Source organism: Streptomyces hypolithicus (assembly GCF_052934925.1).
In genome coordinates this window covers 224,459-244,884 of sequence record NZ_CM128811.1, presented here as the reverse complement: position 1 = coordinate 244,884, position 20,426 = coordinate 224,459, and the positions used below count along the sequence as shown (strand labels likewise).

General features: G+C 67.0%; 14 protein-coding genes, 1 tRNA gene and 3 rRNA genes. 14 read left to right on the top strand and 4 right to left on the bottom strand.

Going from position 1 to position 20,426, the window contains the following annotated elements; genetic code table 11:
• The first annotated feature begins 23 nt into the window (after window positions 1-23).
• The 7 genes from ACU6WZ_RS01265 to ACU6WZ_RS01235 all read left to right on the top strand — a co-directional run bounded on the left by ACU6WZ_RS01265 (window position 24) and on the right by ACU6WZ_RS01235 (window position 5,033).
• Window positions 24-1,796, top strand: a complete 1,773-nt coding sequence (locus ACU6WZ_RS01265; protein ID WP_447031243.1) for a sensor histidine kinase — start codon at window positions 24-26, stop codon at window positions 1,794-1,796.
• A 65-nt stretch (window positions 1,797-1,861) separates the two neighbouring features.
• Window positions 1,862-2,296: a roadblock/LC7 domain-containing protein gene (locus tag ACU6WZ_RS01260; RefSeq protein ID WP_447031242.1), complete on the top strand. Its 435-nt coding sequence runs from the start codon at window positions 1,862-1,864 to the stop codon at window positions 2,294-2,296.
• Window positions 2,297-2,301: 5 nt separating this feature from the next.
• Complete coding sequence (locus tag ACU6WZ_RS01255) at window positions 2,302-2,676, top strand: DUF742 domain-containing protein (RefSeq protein ID WP_447031241.1); 375 nt, start codon at window positions 2,302-2,304, stop codon at window positions 2,674-2,676.
• A complete protein-coding gene (locus ACU6WZ_RS01250; protein ID WP_447031240.1) occupies window positions 2,654-3,250 on the top strand; it encodes a GTP-binding protein in 597 nt (198 codons plus the stop codon). Before ACU6WZ_RS01255 ends, ACU6WZ_RS01250 begins: the two co-directional genes overlap by 23 nt.
• Entirely contained in the window at window positions 3,247-3,810 is a 564-nt protein-coding gene (locus ACU6WZ_RS01245) for a GAF domain-containing protein (protein WP_447031239.1), read from the top strand. The genes ACU6WZ_RS01250 and ACU6WZ_RS01245 overlap by 4 nt, the downstream gene beginning before the upstream one ends.
• Window positions 3,811-3,921: 111 nt before the next feature.
• Window positions 3,922-4,848: an alpha/beta fold hydrolase gene (locus ACU6WZ_RS01240; RefSeq protein WP_447031238.1), complete on the top strand. Its 927-nt coding sequence runs from the start codon at window positions 3,922-3,924 to the stop codon at window positions 4,846-4,848.
• A gap of 108 nt (window positions 4,849-4,956) precedes the next feature.
• Window positions 4,957-5,033 (top strand) — tRNA-Pro (locus ACU6WZ_RS01235).
• 113 nt (window positions 5,034-5,146) lie between these two features.
• Here ACU6WZ_RS01235 and ACU6WZ_RS01230 read toward each other — a convergent pair.
• Window positions 5,147-5,947, bottom strand: coding sequence for a VOC family protein (locus ACU6WZ_RS01230; RefSeq protein ID WP_447031237.1), 801 nt, complete (start codon window positions 5,945-5,947; stop codon window positions 5,147-5,149).
• Between the two features lie 166 nt (window positions 5,948-6,113).
• Window positions 6,114-7,646 carry an FAD-dependent oxidoreductase gene (locus tag ACU6WZ_RS01225; RefSeq protein ID WP_447031236.1) on the bottom strand — a complete coding sequence of 511 codons (1,533 nt, stop codon included), beginning with the start codon at window positions 7,644-7,646 and terminating at the stop codon, window positions 6,114-6,116.
• A gap of 197 nt (window positions 7,647-7,843) precedes the next feature.
• Here ACU6WZ_RS01225 and ACU6WZ_RS01220 point away from each other — a divergent pair, with 197 nt between their 5' ends.
• The gene (locus tag ACU6WZ_RS01220; RefSeq protein WP_447031235.1) at window positions 7,844-9,238 is read left to right on the top strand and encodes an NADP-dependent succinic semialdehyde dehydrogenase; all 1,395 of its coding nucleotides are present in this window, start codon (window positions 7,844-7,846) and stop codon (window positions 9,236-9,238) included.
• Window positions 9,239-9,272: 34 nt separating this feature from the next.
• Window positions 9,273-9,791, top strand: a complete 519-nt coding sequence (locus ACU6WZ_RS01215; protein WP_447031234.1) for a GNAT family N-acetyltransferase — start codon at window positions 9,273-9,275, stop codon at window positions 9,789-9,791.
• 72 nt (window positions 9,792-9,863) lie between these two features.
• Here ACU6WZ_RS01215 and ACU6WZ_RS01210 read toward each other — a convergent pair whose 3' ends face one another.
• Window positions 9,864-10,700 (bottom strand): isocitrate lyase/PEP mutase family protein, encoded by an 837-nt coding sequence (locus ACU6WZ_RS01210; protein ID WP_447031233.1) that lies wholly within the window; start codon window positions 10,698-10,700, stop codon window positions 9,864-9,866.
• Window positions 10,701-11,325: 625 nt separating this feature from the next.
• On the opposite strand from ACU6WZ_RS01210, the gene ACU6WZ_RS01205 reads away from it, so the two are divergent.
• From ACU6WZ_RS01205 to ACU6WZ_RS01185, 5 genes are all read left to right on the top strand, one after another.
• Window positions 11,326-12,865 (top strand): 16S ribosomal RNA (locus ACU6WZ_RS01205).
• 301 nt (window positions 12,866-13,166) lie between these two features.
• A 23S ribosomal RNA gene (locus tag ACU6WZ_RS01200) occupies window positions 13,167-16,290 on the top strand.
• A 74-nt stretch (window positions 16,291-16,364) separates the two neighbouring features.
• A 5S ribosomal RNA gene (gene rrf, locus ACU6WZ_RS01195) occupies window positions 16,365-16,481 on the top strand.
• The 16S, 23S and 5S rRNA genes sit together here, the layout of an rRNA operon.
• Window positions 16,482-16,602: 121 nt before the next feature.
• Window positions 16,603-17,568, top strand: coding sequence for a YihY/virulence factor BrkB family protein (locus ACU6WZ_RS01190; protein ID WP_447031232.1), 966 nt, complete (start codon window positions 16,603-16,605; stop codon window positions 17,566-17,568).
• Window positions 17,569-17,762: 194 nt separating this feature from the next.
• A complete protein-coding gene (locus tag ACU6WZ_RS01185) occupies window positions 17,763-18,860 on the top strand; it encodes a terpene synthase family protein (protein ID WP_447031231.1) in 1,098 nt (365 codons plus the stop codon).
• Here the strand turns inward: ACU6WZ_RS01185 and ACU6WZ_RS01180 are convergent.
• The gene (locus ACU6WZ_RS01180; protein WP_447031230.1) at window positions 18,835-20,418 is read right to left on the bottom strand and encodes a cytochrome P450; all 1,584 of its coding nucleotides are present in this window, start codon (window positions 20,416-20,418) and stop codon (window positions 18,835-18,837) included. The two genes, ACU6WZ_RS01185 and ACU6WZ_RS01180, sit on opposite strands and share 26 nt — an antisense overlap.
• Window positions 20,419-20,426 lie beyond the last annotated feature (8 nt).

Genomic DNA, 20,426 nt, shown 5'->3' with positions numbered 1-20,426 from the left:
GGCCCCACGTACCGAGGACGCTGATGTCTCAACTTCGCGCACCCGCCGCGCGCGCAGACCGCCGCGATGGCGGCGGGCGGCACGGACGGCCGGGCGCCCGGCCCCATCACGCACATCTGATGCCCGACAACCACATACGGCCCCAGCTGCTGCGCGCCGCCGTGCTTCCGGCCCTCGTCGTCGCCCTCAGCGGCGCGGCGGCCGTACTCTTCACCCTCCGCGCCACCACCACCGAGCCCGCCCGCAGCCTGTGGGTGGCGCTCGCGGGGGCCGGAGCGCTCGCCCTCGTCGCCCTCGCGGCCGCCTTCGTGGGCGCCGACCGGGCCGCGAAGACCGTGCTCGACCGCTGCAACGCCCTGCGCGGGTCCACCGCGCGCGGGCAGGCCGACCTGCGTGCGGTCGTGGAACACCTGCGGCGGGGCGAAGGCCCGCCGCCCCGGCGTACGCCGCCGCCCGGCCCGGCCCAGGGCCCTTCGGGCGGCGACGAGTTCGACCTGCTGGAAGTGGAAGTGGGGCGGGCTCACGAGGCCGCCGTGAGCGCTGTTGTACAGGCTTCCCGACTGTCCAGCAGCGCCGGGACCGACCAGAAGGTCGAGGTGTTCGTCAATCTCGCCCGCCGGCTCCAGTCGCTCGTCCACCGCGAGATCCAGCTGCTCGACGAGCTGGAGAACGACGTCGAGGACCCCGAGCTGCTCAAGGGCCTCTTCCAAGTCGACCACCTGTCCACCCGCATCCGCAGGCACGCGGAGAACCTCGCCGTCCTCGGCGGCGCCGTCTCCCGGCGCCAGTGGAGCAACCCGGTCACCATGACGGAGGTACTGCGCTCCTCGATCGCCGAGGTCGAGCAGTACTCCCGGGTCAAGCTCGTGCCGCCCATCGACGGCACCCTTCGCGGCCACGCCGTCGCCGACGTCATCCACCTCCTGGCCGAACTCGTCGAGAACGCCACGGTGTTCTCCGCCCCGCACACCACCGTGCTGCTGCGCGCCCAGCACGTCACAGCGGGCCTCGCCATCGAGGTCGAGGACCGCGGCCTCGGCATGTCCCTCACCGAGCAGAACAAGATGAACGCCCTGCTCCACGACCCGGACAACGTCAACGTCGCTCACCTGCTACAGGACGGGCGCATCGGGCTGTTCGTGGTGTCCGCACTCGCCCGCAGGCACGGCATCACCGTGCGGCTCCAGGCCAACATCTACGGCGGTGTGCAGGCCGTACTCGTCCTGCCGCAGGGCCTGCTCGGCGGCGAGGACCCGCACGGCCTCGACGGTCACGCGGGAGCGCCCGGCCTCAAGCCGACGGTGACGGCCCCCCTCCCCGCACCGGCCCGGACACCCACGCCGACCCACACCACCCCGGCGACTCAAAGGCACGCCGCACCACCCCCCGCCGCGCCCGCCCACCCCGCAACGCCTGCCGCAGCCGCAGCCCCAGCTCCTCTGCCCATGCGAGGCGCGCGCACAGACCGGCTCACCCCGGCCGACGCCCGCCCCGGCCTCACCCCCGCCGCCCGGCCCGATCTCATCGCGGAACCGGTCCCTCCACAGACCCGGCCGCCCGCCGTCGAGTACGTAAGCGACACGACAAGCCGCCCCCAGCTGCCCCGGCGCCGCAGCCAGGAACACCTGGTACCGCAGCTGAGAGACGCCCCCGTCGCACGCCCCGACGACGAGTACGCCGCCGTCCACGACCCGGGCCTGATGGCCGCATTCCAGCGCGGCATCGGCCTGGCGGAAGCGCAGCCCGCCCCGGTACTCGCACCGGAGCACCCCACCGGCGAGGGAGAAGCGGGCTGAACACCCGCTTCACCGCGCCCCCTTCCCACTCCCGTGTCCGGCAGTACCCAAGGAGTAGATGCACCATGGCCAGTGAAGCGCCGACCGGCCAAGCCACCGACCTCGACTGGCTGTTGAGCGGCTTGGTCCAGCGGGTCCCATTCACCCGCAACGCGGTTCTGCTCTCCAGCGACGGCCTGGTCAAGTCCGTCCACGGTCTCGACAGCGACAGCGCCGACCACATGGCCGCCCTCGCCTCAGGCCTCTACTCGCTCGGCCGCAGCGCCGGCGCCCGCTTCGGTGACGGCGGTGAGGTCCGCCAAGTGGTCGTGGAGCTCGACTCCACGCTCCTCTTCGTCTCCACCGCCGGCTCCGGCACCTGCCTCGCGGTGCTCGCTGCCCGCGAGACGGACGCGGCCGTGCTGGGTTACGAGATGGCCATGCTCGTCAAGAGCGTACGGCCGTACTTGGTGACCCCGGCCAGGCAGAGGGCAGGCGCGCCGAGCGCCGCGGGACGCTGACCCCGATGGCGGCGCCCCCGCAGGACGGCCCGTGGCTCGACGACGACGCCGGCCGGCTCATCCGCCCGTACACCGTGAGCGACGGACGCACCCGCCCCACGGCCGCGCTCGACCTGCTGTCCCTGGTGCGGGCCACCGGCACGGAGCCACTGATCGCGCTGAGCCCTGAGCACTCCCAGGCGCTCGGACTGTGCGCCGGCCCCACCTCGGTGGCGGAGATCGCGGCGTTTCTGCGGCTTCCCGTCGTCGTCACCAAAGTGCTGCTGTCCGATCTCCTGGACTGCGGGGCCGTCACGACCCACGCACCCCGCTTCGACGACCAACCAACCGACCTATCCCTGCTGGAGGCAGTGCTCGATGGCCTACGACGACGGCTCTGATCTGTTTCCCACCGCACTCAAGATCCTCGTCGCGGGCGGGTTCGGTGTCGGCAAGACCACCTTCGTGGGAGCGGTCAGCGAGATCGCACCCCTCAACACCGAGGAGCTGCTCACCCAGGTGAGCGTGGGTACCGACAGTCTGGAGGGCATCGAGGACAAGGCCACCACGACCGTCGCCATGGACTTCGGCCGGATGACCCTCGACGACCAGCATGTGCTGTACCTCTTCGGCACACCCGGCCAGGAACGCTTCTGGTTCATGTGGGACGAGCTCTCCAAGGGGGCCCTCGGCGCCGTCGTGCTCGCCGACACCCGCCGGCTCCAGGAGAGCTTCTCCGCCCTCGATTTCTTCGAGCGGCGAGGCATCGAATTCGTCGTCGCCGTCAACGAGTTCGATGGCGCGCATCGCTACGGACCGGAGGAGGTACGGGCCGCGCTCGACCTCGGGCAGGAGGTCCCCGTCGTGCTCTGTGACGCCCGCATCGCCAGTTCAGGGATCAAAACGCTGGTCACGCTCGTCCGGCGACTGCTCACCATCACCCCGGCCACGCCGAGCTACGGAGCACCCGCATGACCTACGACCGCCGGCTGCTGCTCACGCCCGCCGACCGGGAGGCGCCCGCCCGGGTCAGGCGGCTCCACCAGCTCGGATTCGGTGACCGGGCCGTGCCGGCCTTCGACGCGTTCGCCGACCGTCTCGCGGAGATGACCGGCGCGCCGTACGCGATGGTCAACTTCATCGACGAGAACCGCCAGTTCTTCGCCGGACTGCACACCCCCGCGGGCACCCACAGCGGCACCGACCTGGGGGCGGTGGCCGCGGCGAGCCGCATTGGCCGGTTCCTCGCCCGCGACCACGGCTACTGCCCGCACGTGGTCGCCCGCCGCAAGGCCCTCGTCCTGGAGGACGTCTGCGACTACCCCCGGTTCGCGGGCAACCCGGTCGTCGACGAGATCGGCATCCGCTCGTACATGGGCGCACCCGTCATCGACCGTACGGACATCCTGCTCGGCACCGTCTGCGTCGTCGACACCGAGCCGAGGCAGTGGGGGCGCACCGGGCTGGAGACGATCAAGGCGATGGCGGCGGAGCTGGCGGAGATGATCCGCCGCCGCGAGGACGGCGGCATCTGACGGCACCGCGACGGTACGTGCCCGGCTGCGGCAGCGCGATGGTGTGAGCCGCTTTCCTCCGGTGAGAGTCACCCTCAGCACCCGAACGCAGATCACAGGAGGCGTTGCCCGATGACCACCGCACACCGCACCGGAACGGCGACCGCCCGCGACGGCGCCCAGATCGCGGCGTACACCTGGCTGCCCGACAACGGCAGGCCCCGCGCCATTGTCCAGATCGCCCACGGAGCGGCCGAACACGCCCTGCGCTACGACCGGTTCGCCCGCCACCTGGTTTCCCGGGGATACGGCGTCATCGCCTCCGACCACCGCGGCCACGGCGCGACCGGCGCCGGCACCGGCGGGTACGGCGTGGCCGGTGACGACAGCTGGCGCGCGATGGTCGACGACCTGTCGGCGGTCGGCGACCAGGCCAGGGCGCTGCATCCGGGACTTCCCGTCGTGCTGCTCGGTCACAGTCTCGGCGCGATGCTGGCGCGCGACTACGCCCAGGAGTACCCGGACGGCCTCGCCGGACTCATCCTTTCCGGCGCGTTCCGCACCCTGCCCGGAGCCGACCTCCAGGAGTCGATCACGACGCTGGAGGCGGAGGTCGCGCAGCACGGCCGCGCCCACCTCTCACCGTTCGTGCCCACGGTCTTCTCCTCCTTCAACGACCCCTTCCCGCGTCGCACTGCCTTCGAATGGCTCTCGCGTGACGAGGCGGAGGTCGACGCGTATGTCGCGGACGAGCGCTGCGGCTTCCCGTTCAGCGTGGGCCTCTCGCTGGACTGGCTGCACGGGATCCGCAAGCTGAACGACCCGCGCAACGTCGCCCGCATCCCCGCCGACCTGCCCGTCCACGTCGCGGCGGGCACGCAGGACCCCTGCAACCAGCGGATGACACTGGTGTACGAGCTGCTGGAGGACTACCGGTATCTCGGCACCGAGGATCTGACCTGGAAGGCGTACGAGGGCGCCCGCCACGAGATCCTCAATGAGACGAACCGCGAGGAGGTCCAGGACGACCTGACCGCCTGGCTCGACAAGCGCGTCTGACCTGCCCGGCCCGCGTCCGGCCGGAAAGCGGTTCGTGACCAGTGGCCCAAGTGCGGTATTGTGCTCAAGCGCGTTCAGCCAGGGAAAGACCCCAGGCCAGACGGGCATCGGGACGTGGCGCAGCTTGGTAGCGCACTTGACTGGGGGTCAAGGGGTCGCAGGTTCAAATCCTGTCGTCCCGACCAGCGATTGCAGCGGGTCGGAGGTCGTATCGGAGCAATCCGGTACGACCTTTTCGCTGTGTCCGCGCGGATGCCCCGGCTTCCCCGGATTCGGACTCCCCGAACGCACCAGACGTCTACGCGGGCCGGCTGGTGATCGTGAACATCGCGCCGTCCGGGTCGCGCAGCGTCGTCTCCATGCCACTGGGAGTGGAGCGCTGCCCGAGCACGGAGCCGCCGTGACGCCGCGCCGCCTGGACGGTGGCCTCCACGTCGGCCACCGGGAAGAGGACGTGCCAGCGGGGCTGGATCATGGGGTCGGGCGCGGTGTCGACGGCCCCGGAGCTCAGCCGGGCCAGGATGTGGCCGCCCTGGTGGAGTACGACCTCGTCCTCCTGGTAGTCCACCTCGACGCAGCCGGGCCGGTCGCAGGCCCATTCGAGCACCTGCCCGTAGAAGATCGCCGCGTCGAACGCGTCCCGCGTCCGCAGACGCAGCCACGCGGGGGCGTGCTGTCGCCAGACGTGCCAGTCGGAGACCAGCTCCCCCTCCCAGATGCCGAAGACGGCGCCGTCCCGGTCCGCCGCGATGGCTCCCCGGCCTGCCGGGAACCGCAGAGGCCCCACCGCCATGGTGGCGCTCCGCTCCCTGATGCGGCCGGCGGTCTCGTCCACATCGGCGACGGCGAAGTAGGGCGTCCAAGCGACGGGGGCCTGCAGAGCGGGCTCGATCGTCCCGATTCCGGCGACCGGCGTGCCGTCGTGCACCGCCACGCTGAAACCGTCTCCGAGGCCTGCCCGCCGGAACTTCCACCCGAGGACCGCACCGTAGAAGTCCTGCGCGGGCCGCAGGTCGCGCACCATCAGCGTGATCCAGCACGGGGCACCGAAAACCTCGTGGCTCGATGTCACGCCTTTGGCCGTCGTTTCCATTTCCATCGCTCTGTGTCCTGCTCGCGTGGGGGGATGTGGGTCGGCTGCGTAACCCATCCTGCCCTCCGGTTGCCGCGCAGGCGAGCCGCGTCACCGCCGGTGACGACCGTCGATCATGGAATACGGCGGTCCCGGCCCCCCCGTCGAGGCCTTCCGCGACGCGAGCGCCACATCAGTCGCGAGGCTCCAGCGGACGCGTCGCCGGGCCGTGCAGCACCGAGCCGTCCGTGGCGAAACGTGAGCCGTGGCAGGGGCACTCCCAGGCCTTCTCGGCGTCGTTGAACTGCACCAGGCAGCCCAGGTGCGTACAGCGCGCCGACACGATGCTTGCCGTACCCGACTCGTCGCGGTACACGGCGCACCGCTTCCCCTGCAGTCGCACGACGGCCCCGCTTCCCGGCGGGATGTCGTCCACCGAGTCGACGTGCCCGGTGTGCAGCCGGTCACCGACGAAGTGCTTGGCGACCCCCGTCTGGAACTTCGCCAGTTCCGCCGCCTCCTTCGCTCGCGGCAGCCGCCGCGGGTCGTACAGCTCGGTCCATGCCGGACGAGGACCGCCCGCCACATGGGCCGCGAGCAGGCGACCCGCCATCACACCGTTGCTCATGCCCCAGCCGCCGAAGCCGGTCGCCACGAAAACGTGCTGCGTACCGGGGTGGGCATGGCCGACGTACGGCAGATGGTCGCTCGAATCGTTGTCCTGGGCCGCCCACCGGTACACCAGGTCCGCCTCGGCGTATCCCGGCATCCGCTCGCGGGCCCAGCCGTCCAGTCGCGCGAACCGTTCGCGTACGTCCCCGGCCCCCGGCTCGAACGACTCACCGGTGACGATCAGCAGCCGGTGCGCCTCGTCGTACGGCGCACTGCGCACCGAGCGGACCCTGTCGTCCGGGCTCATGTACATGCCCACCGGCGCCGCACCGGCCGGTACCGGCGCAGCCACCACCAGCTCCCGCCGCGGCTTGAGCCGGGTGAACAGCAGTGTGTGGTCGAAGACCGGGTAGTGCGTGGCGATGACGACGTCCTGTACGTCGACCCGGTGCCCGCCCTCGGTCGACAGCCGGCAGTTCGCGCCGTCCCGCAGCCCGGTGACCCGGGTGCGCTCATGGATGCGGCCGCCGGCAGCCGTGATCCGCTCGGCCAGCGCCAGCAGGAACTTGCGCGGATGAAACTGCAGCTGCCCCTCGACACGCACCGCCCCGGCCACCGGGAACGGCAGATCGGTCTCCGTCACGAACGACGCGTCGAGCCCCGCCAGCCGGGCCGCGTCCGCCTCCTCCCGGAGTTCACCGGTGCGCTGCGGATCCTCCAGATAGGTGAAAGCGGCAGCGCGTTCCAGCTCGGCTCCGATGCCCAGCTCGTCGCAGAGAGCGGCAGTCCGGTCGACGGCGTCCTGCTGCGAGAGCGCGTACAGCCGCGCGCTCTCCGCGCCGTGCGCAGCGGCCAGCCGGGCGTACGACAATCCGTGCAGCGCCGTCATCTTCGCCGTGGTGTACCCCGTCACGCCGGTGGCGATCCGGTCCGCCTCCAGCAGTACGACATCCAGCCCCGCCCGGATCAGCTCCCACGCGGTGCACAGCCCCGCGATGCCACCGCCGATCACGGCGACGTCCGCCGTCAGGTCGGCCTGCGCCGGGGCATAACGGGTGCCGGGCGCGGTGGTCATCCAGTACGACTCGTCGACGGTCGGGCGCTGTGCAGCCATGGGTCTCTCCGCTTCCCTTTCGCCGGTCCGCTCCGGTGGACGGCGGTCAGAGGAGTGCCTTTCCACGTCGAGGCCTTCCACGCTCGTGTTAGCCCGGGCTTCCACCGGACAGGTGAACCGCATGAGGCGCCCGCCGCGTTGCGCGACCGCTGCCGGCGCGGGAGTGTCGGAGAACCGAGTCATAGGAGGACGGCCGCATGCCCATCGCCACGGTGAATCCCGCCACCGGAGAGACGATCAAGACGTTCGACGCCTTGGGAGCCGAGGAGATCGAACGCCGTCTGGCGCTCGCCACGACCGCCTTCGCGCACCACCGCACCACCGATTTCGCCCAGCGGGCCGAACTGCTCAACCGGGCCGCGGACCTGCTGGAGGCAGAGCAGCAGGACATCGGCCGCACCATGACCACGGAGATGGGCAAGCCGGTGGCCGCGGCGCGGGCCGAGGCGGCGAAGTGCGCGAAGGCTATGCGCTGGTACGCCCAGAACGCCCCCGCGCTGTTGGCCGAGGAGCACCCGTCGGCGGCCGATGTGTTGGACTCCGGCGCCGACCGTGCCAGTGTGCGCTACCGCCCGCTCGGCGTCGTCCTGGCTGTCATGCCGTGGAACTTCCCGCTCTGGCAGGTCGTCCGCTTCGCCGCCCCCGCGCTCATGGCCGGAAACGTGGGCCTTCTCAAGCACGCGTCGAACGTGCCGCAGACCGCCCTCTACCTGGAAGACCTCTTCCGCCGCGCCGGCTTCCCCGAAGGATGCTTCCAGACGCTGCTCATCGGCTCCGCAGCGGTCGAAGGCATCCTGCGCGACCCCCGGGTGGCCGCGGCGACCCTGACCGGAAGCGAGCCGGCCGGGCGCGCTGTCGCCGCGGTGGCGGGCGACGAGGTGAAGAAGACGGTGCTGGAGCTGGGCGGCAGCGACCCGTTCATCGTGATGCCGTCCGCCGACATCGAGCGGGCTGCCCGTACGGCCGTCACGGCCCGGGTGCAGAACAACGGCCAGTCGTGCATCGCCGCAAAGCGATTCATCGTCCACACCGATGTGTACGACGGCTTCTTGGAGCACTTCGTCGCGGGAATGCGGGCACTGAGCGTGGGTGACCCCCTTCAGGAAAACACCGATGTCGGGCCGCTCGCCTCAGAGCAGGGACGTACCGACCTCGAAGAGCTCGTCGACGATGCCGTGCGCCTGGGTGCCACGGCCCGATGCGGGGGACGCAGGCCCGATGGCCAGGACCGGGGCTGGTTCTACGAGCCGACGGTCCTCACCGGCATCACCGACAACATGCGTATCCACCGAGAGGAGGCCTTCGGCCCGGTGGCCACGGTCTACCGCGTCGCCGGCATCGACGAAGCGGTGGCGGTCGCCAACGACACGCCCTTCGGGCTGAGCTCGAACGTCTGGACCCGCGACGACGGGGAGATCGAACGGTTCGCACGCGACCTGGAGGCGGGCGGCGTCTTCGTCAACGGCATGACAGCCTCACACCCCGCTCTCCCCTTCGGCGGCGTCAAGCGCTCGGGCTACGGCCGGGAACTGTCGGGCCACGGCATCCGCGAGTTCTGCAACATCACCACCGTGTGGCACGCCGCTCAGTAGCGGGGCGGCCCGGCCGCACCCCATCATGCGGACCATGCAGAAGACCCTTCACGGCGCCCACGTCACGCTGAGACCCGTCGTGTCCGACGACATCCCCGAGCTGGCGGCGATCCGCGCCACCCCCGAGGTGCGCGCGACGTGGCGCGGCGGTGACGACCTGGTCGCGGCGGTCATGGAAGACCTCGCCGACCCGGACGTGACGACCCTCGTGATCGTGTACGAGGGCCGCACGTCCGGCGCCATTCAATGGAGCGTCGAACAGGAGCCGGACTACCGCCACGCCGGCATCGACATCTACCTGGCGCCCACGGTGCACGGCCGCGGCCTGGGCACTGACGCCGTACGCACACTCGCCCGCCACCTGATCACCGACCTCGGCCACCACCGGCTCGTGATCGACCCGGCCGCGGACAACGCGGCAGCGATCCGCTGCTACACCAAGGTGGGCTTCCGCCCGGTCGGCATCATGCGTGCGTACGAGCGTGGCGGCGACGGCAGCTGGCACGACGGCCTGCTCATGGACCTGCTGGCCGCCGATCTCACGACGGGATGAGCGCGCGGCCCGCGGCTGCCCAGCCGCCTCAGCCGCATTCAATTCGGTCGCATTTGGGTCCGCCGTGTTCGGTCAGTCGCGCGCGAAGAGCGCGTTCAGCTCACCGTAGGCGGCGGTGTCCAAGAGCGCTGAGTACGTGCCGGTGCTGAACAGCTCCTGGGCCGATCGCCGCGCCACCGTGTAGGCGGCCTGGGCGACAGCGGACCCGAGGCTGACGCGGGCCACGCCCAGCCGCCCGAACTCGGCCACGGAGGGCGCACCGGGACCGGCCAGTACGTTCAGTGGAACCGTCAGCTGCGTGGCCAGGGCGCCCACCGTCTCGGGATCGGTGACACCGGGGACGAAGATGCCGTCCGCTCCGGCTGCTACGTAGGTGCCGGCCCGCTCCAGCGTCTCCCGCAGACGCGTGGCCGGGTCACCGACGGAGGCCAGGTAGGTGTCGATGCGGGCATTGATGAACAGCGGCACCCCGGCCGCGTCCGCGGCAGCCCGTGCGGCAGACAGGAACTCGGCCTGCTCCGCGGCGGGGCGCAGGGCAGTGGGCCCGCCGTGAAAAGCGTCTTCGATGTTGACTCCGACGGCGCCGGCAGCGAGTACACCCTCGATGGTCTTGGTGATCCCGTCCGGTGTGTCGGCGAAGCCACTCTCGATGTCGGCGGTTACGGGCACGCGCACCGAGGCCACGACGCGTGCGACCAGTTCGAGGGCGCGGCCCGCGTCGATCCGGTTTCCGTCGGCCACCCCGAGCCCCCAGGCGGCTCCCGCGCTGGTGGTGGCGATGGCGAGGGCGCCCGCCTCCTCCACGAGACGAGCGCTGGCGGCGTCCCAGGCGTTGGCGAGGGCGAGGGGAGAGGAGCCATGGTGAAGGGCTCGGAAGGTCGTGGCCGAGTCGTGCAGAAGGTTGTCCATGGTCCAAGTCCACCAGTGAGCCCGCCAGTTGTCCGGCAGTTTTCCGACATGGCCGTCGCCGCGGGAGCCGATTTGACGCGCGGGCAGCGGATGCGTAATGTCCTCTGAGCTGTCAAGGAGCCGGAACGGTTCCGCGAGAGCGGCCTGCGTCGCACCAGCGACAACCCAAACTCACGACGATCTCCCGCTGGGGATAATTTCGGCATGCCGAAATTCATTCCATGGGCTCGATTATGGGCCTCTCGGGAAATCCGCTAGGGTTCAGCGTGTCGGAACGGCCCAACAGCCGGAAAGACAAAGGCAAATCCCGCCGACGGGGAATCGGACGCGAAAGCGTCTGATAGAGTCGGAAACACGAAGTACCGAACGATAGCCCGGAGGAAAGCCCGCAGGGGTGAGTACAAAGGAAGCGTCCGTTCCTTGAGAACTCAACAGCGTGCCAAAAGTCAACGCCAGATATGTTGATACCCCGGCCCACCTCTGGTGGGTTGGTGGTTCCTTTGAAAAGTCCTGGCCGCCCTTGTGGTGGTCAGGCGAACACAGCGAGGACGCTGAGGACAGCGGGCCATATTCCGGCCCGATCTGTTCCGCTCTAAGTGTGTGTGAGCTCGATTACGAGCAAACATTCATGGAGAGTTTGATCCTGGCTCAGGACGAACGCTGGCGGCGTGCTTAACACATGCAAGTCGAACGATGAAGCCCTTCGGGGTGGATTAGTGGCGAACGGGTGAGTAACACGTGGGCAATCTGCCCTTCACTCTGGGACAAGCCCTGGAAACGGGGTCTAATACCGGATAACACTCTTCCCTGCATGGGGAGGGGTTAAAAGCTCCGGCGGTGAAGGATGAGCCCGCGGCCTATCAGCTTGTTGGTGGGGTAATGGCCTACCAAGGCGACGACGGGTAGCCGGCCTGAGAGGGCGACCGGCCACACTGGGACTGAGACACGGCCCAGACTCCTACGGGAGGCAGCAGTGGGGAATATTGCACAATGGGCGAAAGCCTGATGCAGCGACGCCGCGTGAGGGATGACGGCCTTCGGGTTGTAAACCTCTTTCAGCAGGGAAGAAGCGACTGGGTTTTCCCGGACGTGACGGTACCTGCAGAAGAAGCGCCGGCTAACTACGTGCCAGCAGCCGCGGTAATACGTAGGGCGCAAGCGTTGTCCGGAATTATTGGGCGTAAAGAGCTCGTAGGCGGCTTGTCACGTCGGATGTGAAAGCCCGGGGCTTAACCCCGGGTCTGCATTCGATACGGGCAGGCTAGAGTGTGGTAGGGGAGATCGGAATTCCTGGTGTAGCGGTGAAATGCGCAGATATCAGGAGGAACACCGGTGGCGAAGGCGGATCTCTGGGCCATTACTGACGCTGAGGAGCGAAAGCGTGGGGAGCGAACAGGATTAGATACCCTGGTAGTCCACGCCGTAAACGTTGGGAACTAGGTGTTGGCGACATTCCACGTCGTCGGTGCCGCAGCTAACGCATTAAGTTCCCCGCCTGGGGAGTACGGCCGCAAGGCTAAAACTCAAAGGAATTGACGGGGGCCCGCACAAGCAGCGGAGCATGTGGCTTAATTCGACGCAACGCGAAGAACCTTACCAAGGCTTGACATATACCGGAAACACCTAGAGATAGGTGCCCCCTTGTGGTCGGTATACAGGTGGTGCATGGCTGTCGTCAGCTCGTGTCGTGAGATGTTGGGTTAAGTCCCGCAACGAGCGCAACCCTTGTCCTGTGTTGCCAGCATGCCCTTCGGGGTGATGGGGACTCACAGGAGACCGCCGGGGTCAACTCGGAGGAAGGTGGGGACGACGTCAAGTCATCATGCCCCTTATGTCTTGGGCTGCACACGTGCTACAATGGCCGGTACAATGAGCTGCGATGCCGTGAGGCGGAGCGAATCTCAAAAAGCCGGTCTCAGTTCGGATTGGGGTCTGCAACTCGACCCCATGAAGTCGGAGTTGCTAGTAATCGCAGATCAGCATTGCTGCGGTGAATACGTTCCCGGGCCTTGTACACACCGCCCGTCACGTCACGAAAGTCGGTAACACCCGAAGCCGGTGGCCCAACCCCTTGTGGGAGGGAGCTGTCGAAGGTGGGACTGGCGATTGGGACGAAGTCGTAACAAGGTAGCCGTACCGGAAGGTGCGGCTGGATCACCTCCTTTCTAAGGAGCACTTCTTACCAGGCTTCGGTTTGGTCAGAGGCCAGTTCATCGGCGAACGTCCGGTGCTGGTTGCTCATGGGTGGAACGTTGACTATTCGGCACGGTTGGTTGGGACTGTTAGTACTGCTTCGGCGTGGAACACAGTCTGGATTGGCCGGGTCGGGCACGCTGTTGGGTATCTGAGGGTACGGACTTCGGTCCTTATCTTCGCGATGCCGGCCCCAGTGCACTCGTTCTTCGGAGCGGGGTGATGGGTGGCTGGTCGTTGCTTGAGAACTGCACAGTGGACGCGAGCATCTGTGGGCAAGTTTTTAAGGGCGCACGGTGGATGCCTTGGCACCAGGAACCGATGAAGGACGTGGGAGGCCACGATAGTCCCCGGGGAGCCGTCAACCAGGCTTTGATCCGGGGGTTTCCGAATGGGGAAACCCGGCAGTCGTCATGGGCTGTCACCCATACCTGAACACATAGGGTATGTGGAGGGAACGCGGGGAAGTGAAACATCTCAGTACCCGCAGGAAGAGAAAACAACCGTGATTCCGGGAGTAGTGGCGAGCGAAACCGGATGAGGCCAAACCGTATGCGTGTGATACCCGGCAGGGGTTGCGCATACGGGGTTGTGGGATTGCACTTCAACAGTCTGCCGGCTGTTGGGCGAGTCAGAAACCGTTGGTGTAGGCGAAGGACATGCGAAAGGTCCGGCGTAGAGGGTAAGACCCCCGTAGCTGAAACATCAACGGCTTGCTTGTGCAACACCCAAGTAGCACGGGGCCCGAGAAATCCCGTGTGAATCTGGCGGGACCACCCGTTAAGCCTAAATATTCCCTGGTGACCGATAGCGGATAGTACCGTGAGGGAATGGTGAAAAGTACCGCGGGAGCGGAGTGAAATAGTACCTGAAACCGTGTGCCTACAAGCCGTGGGAGCGTCGCGCATTGAGTTTACTCAGTGCGTCGTGACTGCGTGCCTTTTGAAGAATGAGCCTGCGAGTTAGCGGTGTGTAGCGAGGTTAACCCGTGTGGGGAAGCCGTAGCGAAAGCGAGTCCGAATAGGGCGCATGAGTTGCACGCTCTAGACCCGAAGCGGAGTGATCTAGCCATGGGCAGGTTGAAGCGGAGGTAAGACTTCGTGGAGGACCGAACCCACCAGGGTTGAAAACCTGGGGGATGACCTGTGGTTAGGGGTGAAAGGCCAATCAAACTCCGTGATAGCTGGTTCTCCCCGAAATGCATTTAGGTGCAGCGTCGTGTGTTTCTTGCCGGAGGTAGAGCACTGGATAGGCGATGGGCCCTACCGGGTTACTGACCTTAGCCAAACTCCGAATGCCGGTAAGTGAGAGCGCGGCAGTGAGACTGTGGGGGATAAGCTCCATGGTCGAGAGGGAAACAGCCCAGAGCATCGACTAAGGCCCCTAAGCGTACGCTAAGTGGGAAAGGATGTGGAGTCGCAGAGACAACCAGGAGGTTGGCTTAGAAGCAGCCACCCTTGAAAGAGTGCGTAATAGCTCACTGGTCAAGTGATTCCGCGCCGACAATGTAGCGGGGCTCAAGCGTACCGCCGAAGTCGTGTCATTCACACATATATCCCCAACGGGAGTGTGGATGGGTAGGGGAGCGTCGTGTGCCGGGTGAAGCAGCCGCGGAAGCGAGTTGTGGACGGTTCACGAGTGAGAATGCAGGCATGAGTAGCGATACACACGTGAGAAACGTGTGCGCCGATTGACTAAGGGTTCCTGGGTCAAGCTGATCTGCCCAGGGTAAGTCGGGACCTAAGGCGAGGCCGACAGGCGTAGTCGATGGACAACCGGTTGATATTCCGGTACCCGCTTTGAAACGCCCAGTATCGAATCCGTTGATGCTAAGGCCGTGAAGCCGCCCTGGAGCCTTCGGGCAAAGGGGAGTGGTGGAGCCGCCGGCCCAATGCGGTAGTAGGTAAGCGATGGGGTGACGCAGGAAGGTAGTCCAGCCCGGGCGGTGGTTGTCCCGGGGTAAGGGTGTAGGACGCACGGTAGGTAAATCCGTCGTGCATATAGTCTGAGACCTGATGCCGAGCCGATTGTGGTGAAGTGGATGATCCTATGCTGTCGAGAAAAGCCTCTAGCGAGTTTCATGGCGGCCCGTACCCTAAACCGACTCAGGTGGTCAGGTAGAGAATACCGAGGCGTTCGGGTGAACTATGGTTAAGGAACTCGGCAAAATGCCCCCGTAACTTCGGGAGAAGGGGGGCCATCACTGGTGATCGGATTTACTCCGTGAGCTGGGGGTGGCCGCAGAGACCAGCGAGAAGCGACTGTTTACTAAAAACACAGGTCCGTGCGAAGCCGTAAGGCGATGTATACGGACTGACGCCTGCCCGGTGCTGGAACGTTAAGGGGACCGGTTAGTCATGATTCGTCATGGCGAAGCTGAGAACTTAAGCGCCAGTAAACGGCGGTGGTAACTATAACCATCCTAAGGTAGCGAAATTCCTTGTCGGGTAAGTTCCGACCTGCACGAATGGCGTAACGACTTCTCGACTGTCTCAACCATAGGCCCGGTGAAATTGCACTACGAGTAAAGATGCTCGTTTCGCGCAGAAGGACGGAAAGACCCCGGGACCTTTACTACAGTTTGATATTGGTGTTCGGTTCGGCTTGTGTAGGATAGGTGGGAGACTGTGAAGCATGCACGCCAGTGTGTGTGGAGTCAATCTTGAAATACCACTCTGGTCGTGCTGGATGTCTAACCTCGGTCCGTGATCCGGATCAGGGACAGTGTCTGATGGGTAGTTTAACTGGGGCGGTTGCCTCCTAAAGAGTAACGGAGGCGCCCAAAGGTTCCCTCAGCCTGGTTGGCAATCAGGTGTTGAGTGTAAGTGCACAAGGGAGCTTGACTGTGAGACCGACGGGTCGAGCAGGGACGAAAGTCGGGACTAGTGATCCGGCAGTGGCTTGTGGAAGCGCTGTCGCTCAACGGATAAAAGGTACCCCGGGGATAACAGGCTGATCTTCCCCAAGAGTCCATATCGACGGGATGGTTTGGCACCTCGATGTCGGCTCGTCGCATCCTGGGGCTGGAGTCGGTCCCAAGGGTTGGGCTGTTCGCCCATTAAAGCGGTACGCGAGCTGGGTTTAGAACGTCGTGAGACAGTTCGGTCCCTATCCTCTGCGCGCGTAGGAATATTGAGAAGGGCTGTCCCTAGTACGAGAGGACCGGGACGGACGAACCTCTGGTGTGCCAGTTGTCCTGCCAAGGGCATGGCTGGTTGGCTACGTTCGGAAAGGATAACCGCTGAAAGCATCTAAGCGGGAAGCCTGCTTCGAGATGAGTATTCCCACCAACTAGATTGGTTAAGGCTCCCAGTAGACGACTGGGTTGATAGGCCAGATGTGGAAGCCCGGTAACGGGTGGAGCTGACTGGTACTAATAGGCCGAGGGCTTGTCCTCAGTTGCTCGCGTCCACTGTGTTAGTTCTGAAGTAACGAACTGTGCTGTCACCGGTTTGTGCAACTTCATAGTGTTTCGGTGGTCATAGCGTTAGGGAAACGCCCGGTTACATTTCGAACCCGGAAGCTAAGCCTTTCAGCGCCGATGGTACTGCAGGGGGGACCCTGTGGGAGAGTAGGACGCCGCCGAACAATCATTGTGGGAAAGCCCCGCACCTTATGGTGCGGGGCTTTTCTGCGTTCAGGGCCCGTATTCTCGGGTCCACCGGCCGCGTAAGTCGGCCCGGACGGCATCGAGTGGAAGTTGACGCCCATGGGAACTGTGGTGCATGTCCCCCAGACGCGGGACATGATCGGGGAGGAACTCTCCGGCGATGAAGCCCTGACCGCGCTGCGCCACTACGGAGGCCGCAAGCTGCTCCTCGACGCGTTCGCTCGCTTCCGGTACGCCGACGGGTTCAGCCACGCGCGGTCGCTGGCCTTCCAGGTGGTGCTCGGCATGGTCCCCTTCGTCATCGCCCTGGTCGGTGTCGCCGCGACCGTTCACACCGAGAGCGTGGGACGGGTGGTGGAACTGACGCTGGAACGCATCGTGCCGGGCGACAGCAGCGAACTGGTCGAGCAGGCCTTGGCCGACACCCGGCGCAGCGCCAGCGGCAGCACGGCGAGCGCCATCGCGATGTGGCTCGGGCTCGGCTTCGCCGTACAGAACCTGACGTCCGCCATGGGGCAGATCGAGCGGGGCAGCAACCGCATCTACGGCATCGAGCGGGACCGGCCCTTCCACGCGAAGTACGGCCGAAGTCTCCTGCTGGCCATGGGCGCCGGCCTGCCCATGGTGCTGGGATTCCTTGTGCTCGTCGCCGGTGAGGCGGTGGGAGAGTCGCTGGTCGAGGCCCTGGGGTGGTCCGAGCAGCTGCTCGACGTATGGGGAGTACTGCAAGTGCCGCTCGGTCTGCTGCTGGCCCTCGTCGCATCGGCGGTGATATTCCGCTGGGCGCCCAGGCGGGACCAGCCGGGATACACCTGGCTCGCCGTCGGGTCCGCCGTACACCTCGTGCTGTGGGTCGTCGCGACCTGGCTGCTCGCACTGTACGTCGCCAAGAGCGGCTCCTTCGGCGCGGTGTACGGGCCTCTCACCGCCTTCGTCGCCCTGCTGCTCTGGGCCAACCTCACCGGTATCGCGCTTTTCCTCGGCGTGGCGTTCGCTGCCCAGCTCGAGTGCGCCCGTGCGGGCATCGTCGAGCCGGTACGGCCCGACCCCGGTCCCGGAGCCTGAAAGCCGGCCACTGAACGCGGCTTCTCAGCCTCAGCGGTGATGAACCGATCGGTGACGAACCGTCGGAACTTCTGCAACTCTGGTCATCCAACGGTCAACTTGTTCTCGGCAATGGCCAGTTGCATTGTTGCTGATGGTCGGACATGGGCGTATACGCCCCAGCGCACGCGGGGCACTCAATGAGGAGGCCAAACATGACCGTAGTCTCAGGTCGTCGACTGGGTCAGCCGCTGCCGGTCGTGCCCTTCTACTGTCCGGTTCCGGCCGCCGTCCACCCGGCAGCGCGGGCGCTGAACGAGCTGACGGTGGCATGGATGCTCCAGCAGCGCCTCGACACGGACGACAAGCAGCGCCAGCGCCTCGCCCTGTGCGACTTCGGCGGTCTCACGGCAGCCACCATGGCGTACGGACAGCTTGACCCGCTCACGCTGATGGCCAAGTTCCACGCCGTGCTGTTCTCCCTCGACGACGGCGTGTGCGACGAGGCGTACGCCACCGCGGACACGCTGGCCCGGGAAACGGCCCGCCTGGTAAGGGCGATAGAGGCGCCCACCTCACGCGCCCCCGACGAGTCGCCGCACGCCGCAGCCCTGCGCGTCCTGCGCCTGGAGCTGGAGCGGTATGCCTCCCGGCAGCAGATACGCCGCTGGACCGACGCCATGCGGGTCTACACCTCCGGGCTGGTGTGGGAGGCGTCCTGGCGCCGCAGCCCCGACCTGCCCTCGCTGAACGACTACGTAACGCTGTGGATGCGAGCCATCGGCATGGCCCCGTGCACCGCCATGATCGAGATAGTCGCCGGGTACTCCGTCCCCGACAACGACCTGGAGGACCCGCGGGTGCGGGCCCTCACGGAGATCACCTGGACCCTGGTCAGCTGGGACAACGATCTCTACTCCCGCAACAAGGAGCTGCTGCGGGCCGGCGACGACCTCAACCTGATCGACGTCCTCTGCCAGGAACTCGACTGCGATCCGCACCGTGCCCTCCAGGAGGCGGTGGCGATGCGGGACCGCGTCATGGTGCTCTTCCTGCGCCTGAGCGGCGAAGTGCTGAGGGACGCGGGCGGGGGACTGCGCCGGTACGTCCTGGGGCTCGGCCAGTTCATCCGGGGCCACCTCGACTGGGCCTCGGTCTGTCCCCGTTACGCCGCGCCCTCCCCGCCCGGGGACATGGCCGACGGGTGGTGGAAGCAGCGTCCGGCCGACGACAGCTTCGAGCCGCTTGCCCTCCCGACGATCGCCTGGTGGTGGGACCAGCTGTCGGTCAGTGCCCGTGCCACCATCGGGTGACCGCCTGCCACATGCGTTTCGGGGCCGCGTGCCTGCGCTGAGCCGGGAGGGCGGCGTACGTCCGCGCCTCGGCCTCTGCTGTCGGCTCGGCGGTCACCGCTGTGGCCTGGGCGGGCAGCGGCATCGGTGCGGCAGTGGCGACAGGCTCCGCGACAGACGCCGGTACGGCCGGTACGGGCTGGGGCCCGGCCGCCCTGGGCGGTGAGCCCACCTCCCAGCCCCGGCTCGGCCTGCTGCGTGCCGGGGTCGTCGCGGGATCTGCGAGGTCCAGTGGCGGGCGCGGTGCGAAGGTCGCGGGGAGCGCGTTCAGATGCCGGGACATGAGCGCGCTCGTCCAGCGCAACTCATGCTCTTCACCGGCGAGTTGCAGGTCCGGTAGGCGCATCAGGAGCGCATCGATGCCGGTGTCGGCGATGGCCCGGCCGATGTCCTGTCCGGGGCACTCGTGCGGGCCGCCGCTGAACGCGAGGTGCGAGCGGTTGCCCTGCATCGACGCGCGCAGATCGGGCCGTACCACCGGGTCGGCATTGGCCGCGGCCAGCCCGACGACCAGGGCGTCGCCCTTGCGGATCTGCTGGCCGCCGAACTCGGTGTCGCCGACCGCCCAGCGCCCCAGGATCGTGGTGAACGGCGGCTCGTCCCACAGCGTCTGCTCGACCGCTTCCGGCAGCGTCATGTGGCCGCCGCTGAGCTGTGCGCGAAAGCGCGGGTCGGTGAGCACCATGCGCAGGACGTTCGCGATCAGGTTGGCGGTCGTCTCGTACGCCGCGATCAGCACCAGCCGCAGATGCTGGCCGACCTCGTTGTCGGTGAGCGCCGCCGGGTGCTCGACCAGCCACGTGGTGAAGTCGTCCATTGGGGCGACCCGGCGCCTTGCCACGTGCCTGCTCAAGACCCCCATCACGTACGCGTTGCTGGCGTTCGCCGTGGCCGTGCCCTTGATCATGTCGCGGGCGGACTGCACCATCCGCTCGTTGTACTCCTCCGGCATGCCGAGGATCTGGCACATCACCATCATCGGCAGATGCTCGGCGAACCGGCTGACCAGGTCGGCCCGGCCGTCCCGGCAGAAGTCGTCGACCAGCCGGTTGCTGAACCGGTTGATGAAGCGGCGCACGCCCCGGTGGTCGATGCGGGCGATGCTGTCGGTGACGGCGCCACGCAGCCGCTCGTGGTCCCCGCCGTCCGCGAACACGCACAGCGGCTGCCACGTGAAGACCGGGGCCAGCGGGTGGTCGGGCGGTACGGTGCCGTCGTTGACCAGGCGCCAGCGGCGCGAGTCGCGGGAGAACTGCGACGGGGTCCGCGTCATATGGAGGTTCTCGCTGTGGCCGAGGACCAGCCAGGCGGGTACGTCGCCGTTCAGCAGCACCGGAGCCACCGGGCCGTGCTCGGCGCGGAGCTTCTCGTACAGGCCCATCGGGTCGTTCGCGTGCTCCGGCCCGTACAGCCGGCGCAGGCCGCCGGGGCCCGTACCGGCGGTGGCGTGGGCCGGGCATCCCGGGGGCGGCAGCGCCCCGTCGTCCGCTCCGGGCAGCTGGTGGAAGGGGGTAGTCACAGTCACTC

What these genes read in the sequence shown, in the direction of transcription:
- ACU6WZ_RS01240 (WP_447031238.1), top strand. Translation starts at nt 3,922, where the DNA reads ATGACCACCGCACACCGCACCGGAACGGCGACCGCCCGCGACGGCGCC.
- ACU6WZ_RS01265 (WP_447031243.1), top strand. Translation starts at nt 24, where the DNA reads ATGTCTCAACTTCGCGCACCCGCCGCGCGCGCAGACCGCCGCGATGGC.
- ACU6WZ_RS01225 (WP_447031236.1), bottom strand. Translation starts at nt 7,646, where the DNA reads ATGGCTGCACAGCGCCCGACCGTCGACGAGTCGTACTGGATGACCACC.
- ACU6WZ_RS01215 (WP_447031234.1), top strand. Translation starts at nt 9,273, where the DNA reads ATGCAGAAGACCCTTCACGGCGCCCACGTCACGCTGAGACCCGTCGTG.
- ACU6WZ_RS01185 (WP_447031231.1), top strand. Translation starts at nt 17,763, where the DNA reads ATGACCGTAGTCTCAGGTCGTCGACTGGGTCAGCCGCTGCCGGTCGTG.
- ACU6WZ_RS01245 (WP_447031239.1), top strand. Translation starts at nt 3,247, where the DNA reads ATGACCTACGACCGCCGGCTGCTGCTCACGCCCGCCGACCGGGAGGCG.
- ACU6WZ_RS01190 (WP_447031232.1), top strand. Translation starts at nt 16,603, where the DNA reads ATGGGAACTGTGGTGCATGTCCCCCAGACGCGGGACATGATCGGGGAG.
- ACU6WZ_RS01230 (WP_447031237.1), bottom strand. Translation starts at nt 5,947, where the DNA reads ATGGAAATGGAAACGACGGCCAAAGGCGTGACATCGAGCCACGAGGTT.
- ACU6WZ_RS01260 (WP_447031242.1), top strand. Translation starts at nt 1,862, where the DNA reads ATGGCCAGTGAAGCGCCGACCGGCCAAGCCACCGACCTCGACTGGCTG.
- ACU6WZ_RS01210 (WP_447031233.1), bottom strand. Translation starts at nt 10,700, where the DNA reads ATGGACAACCTTCTGCACGACTCGGCCACGACCTTCCGAGCCCTTCAC.
- ACU6WZ_RS01220 (WP_447031235.1), top strand. Translation starts at nt 7,844, where the DNA reads ATGCCCATCGCCACGGTGAATCCCGCCACCGGAGAGACGATCAAGACG.
- ACU6WZ_RS01255 (WP_447031241.1), top strand. Translation starts at nt 2,302, where the DNA reads ATGGCGGCGCCCCCGCAGGACGGCCCGTGGCTCGACGACGACGCCGGC.
- ACU6WZ_RS01250 (WP_447031240.1), top strand. Translation starts at nt 2,654, where the DNA reads ATGGCCTACGACGACGGCTCTGATCTGTTTCCCACCGCACTCAAGATC.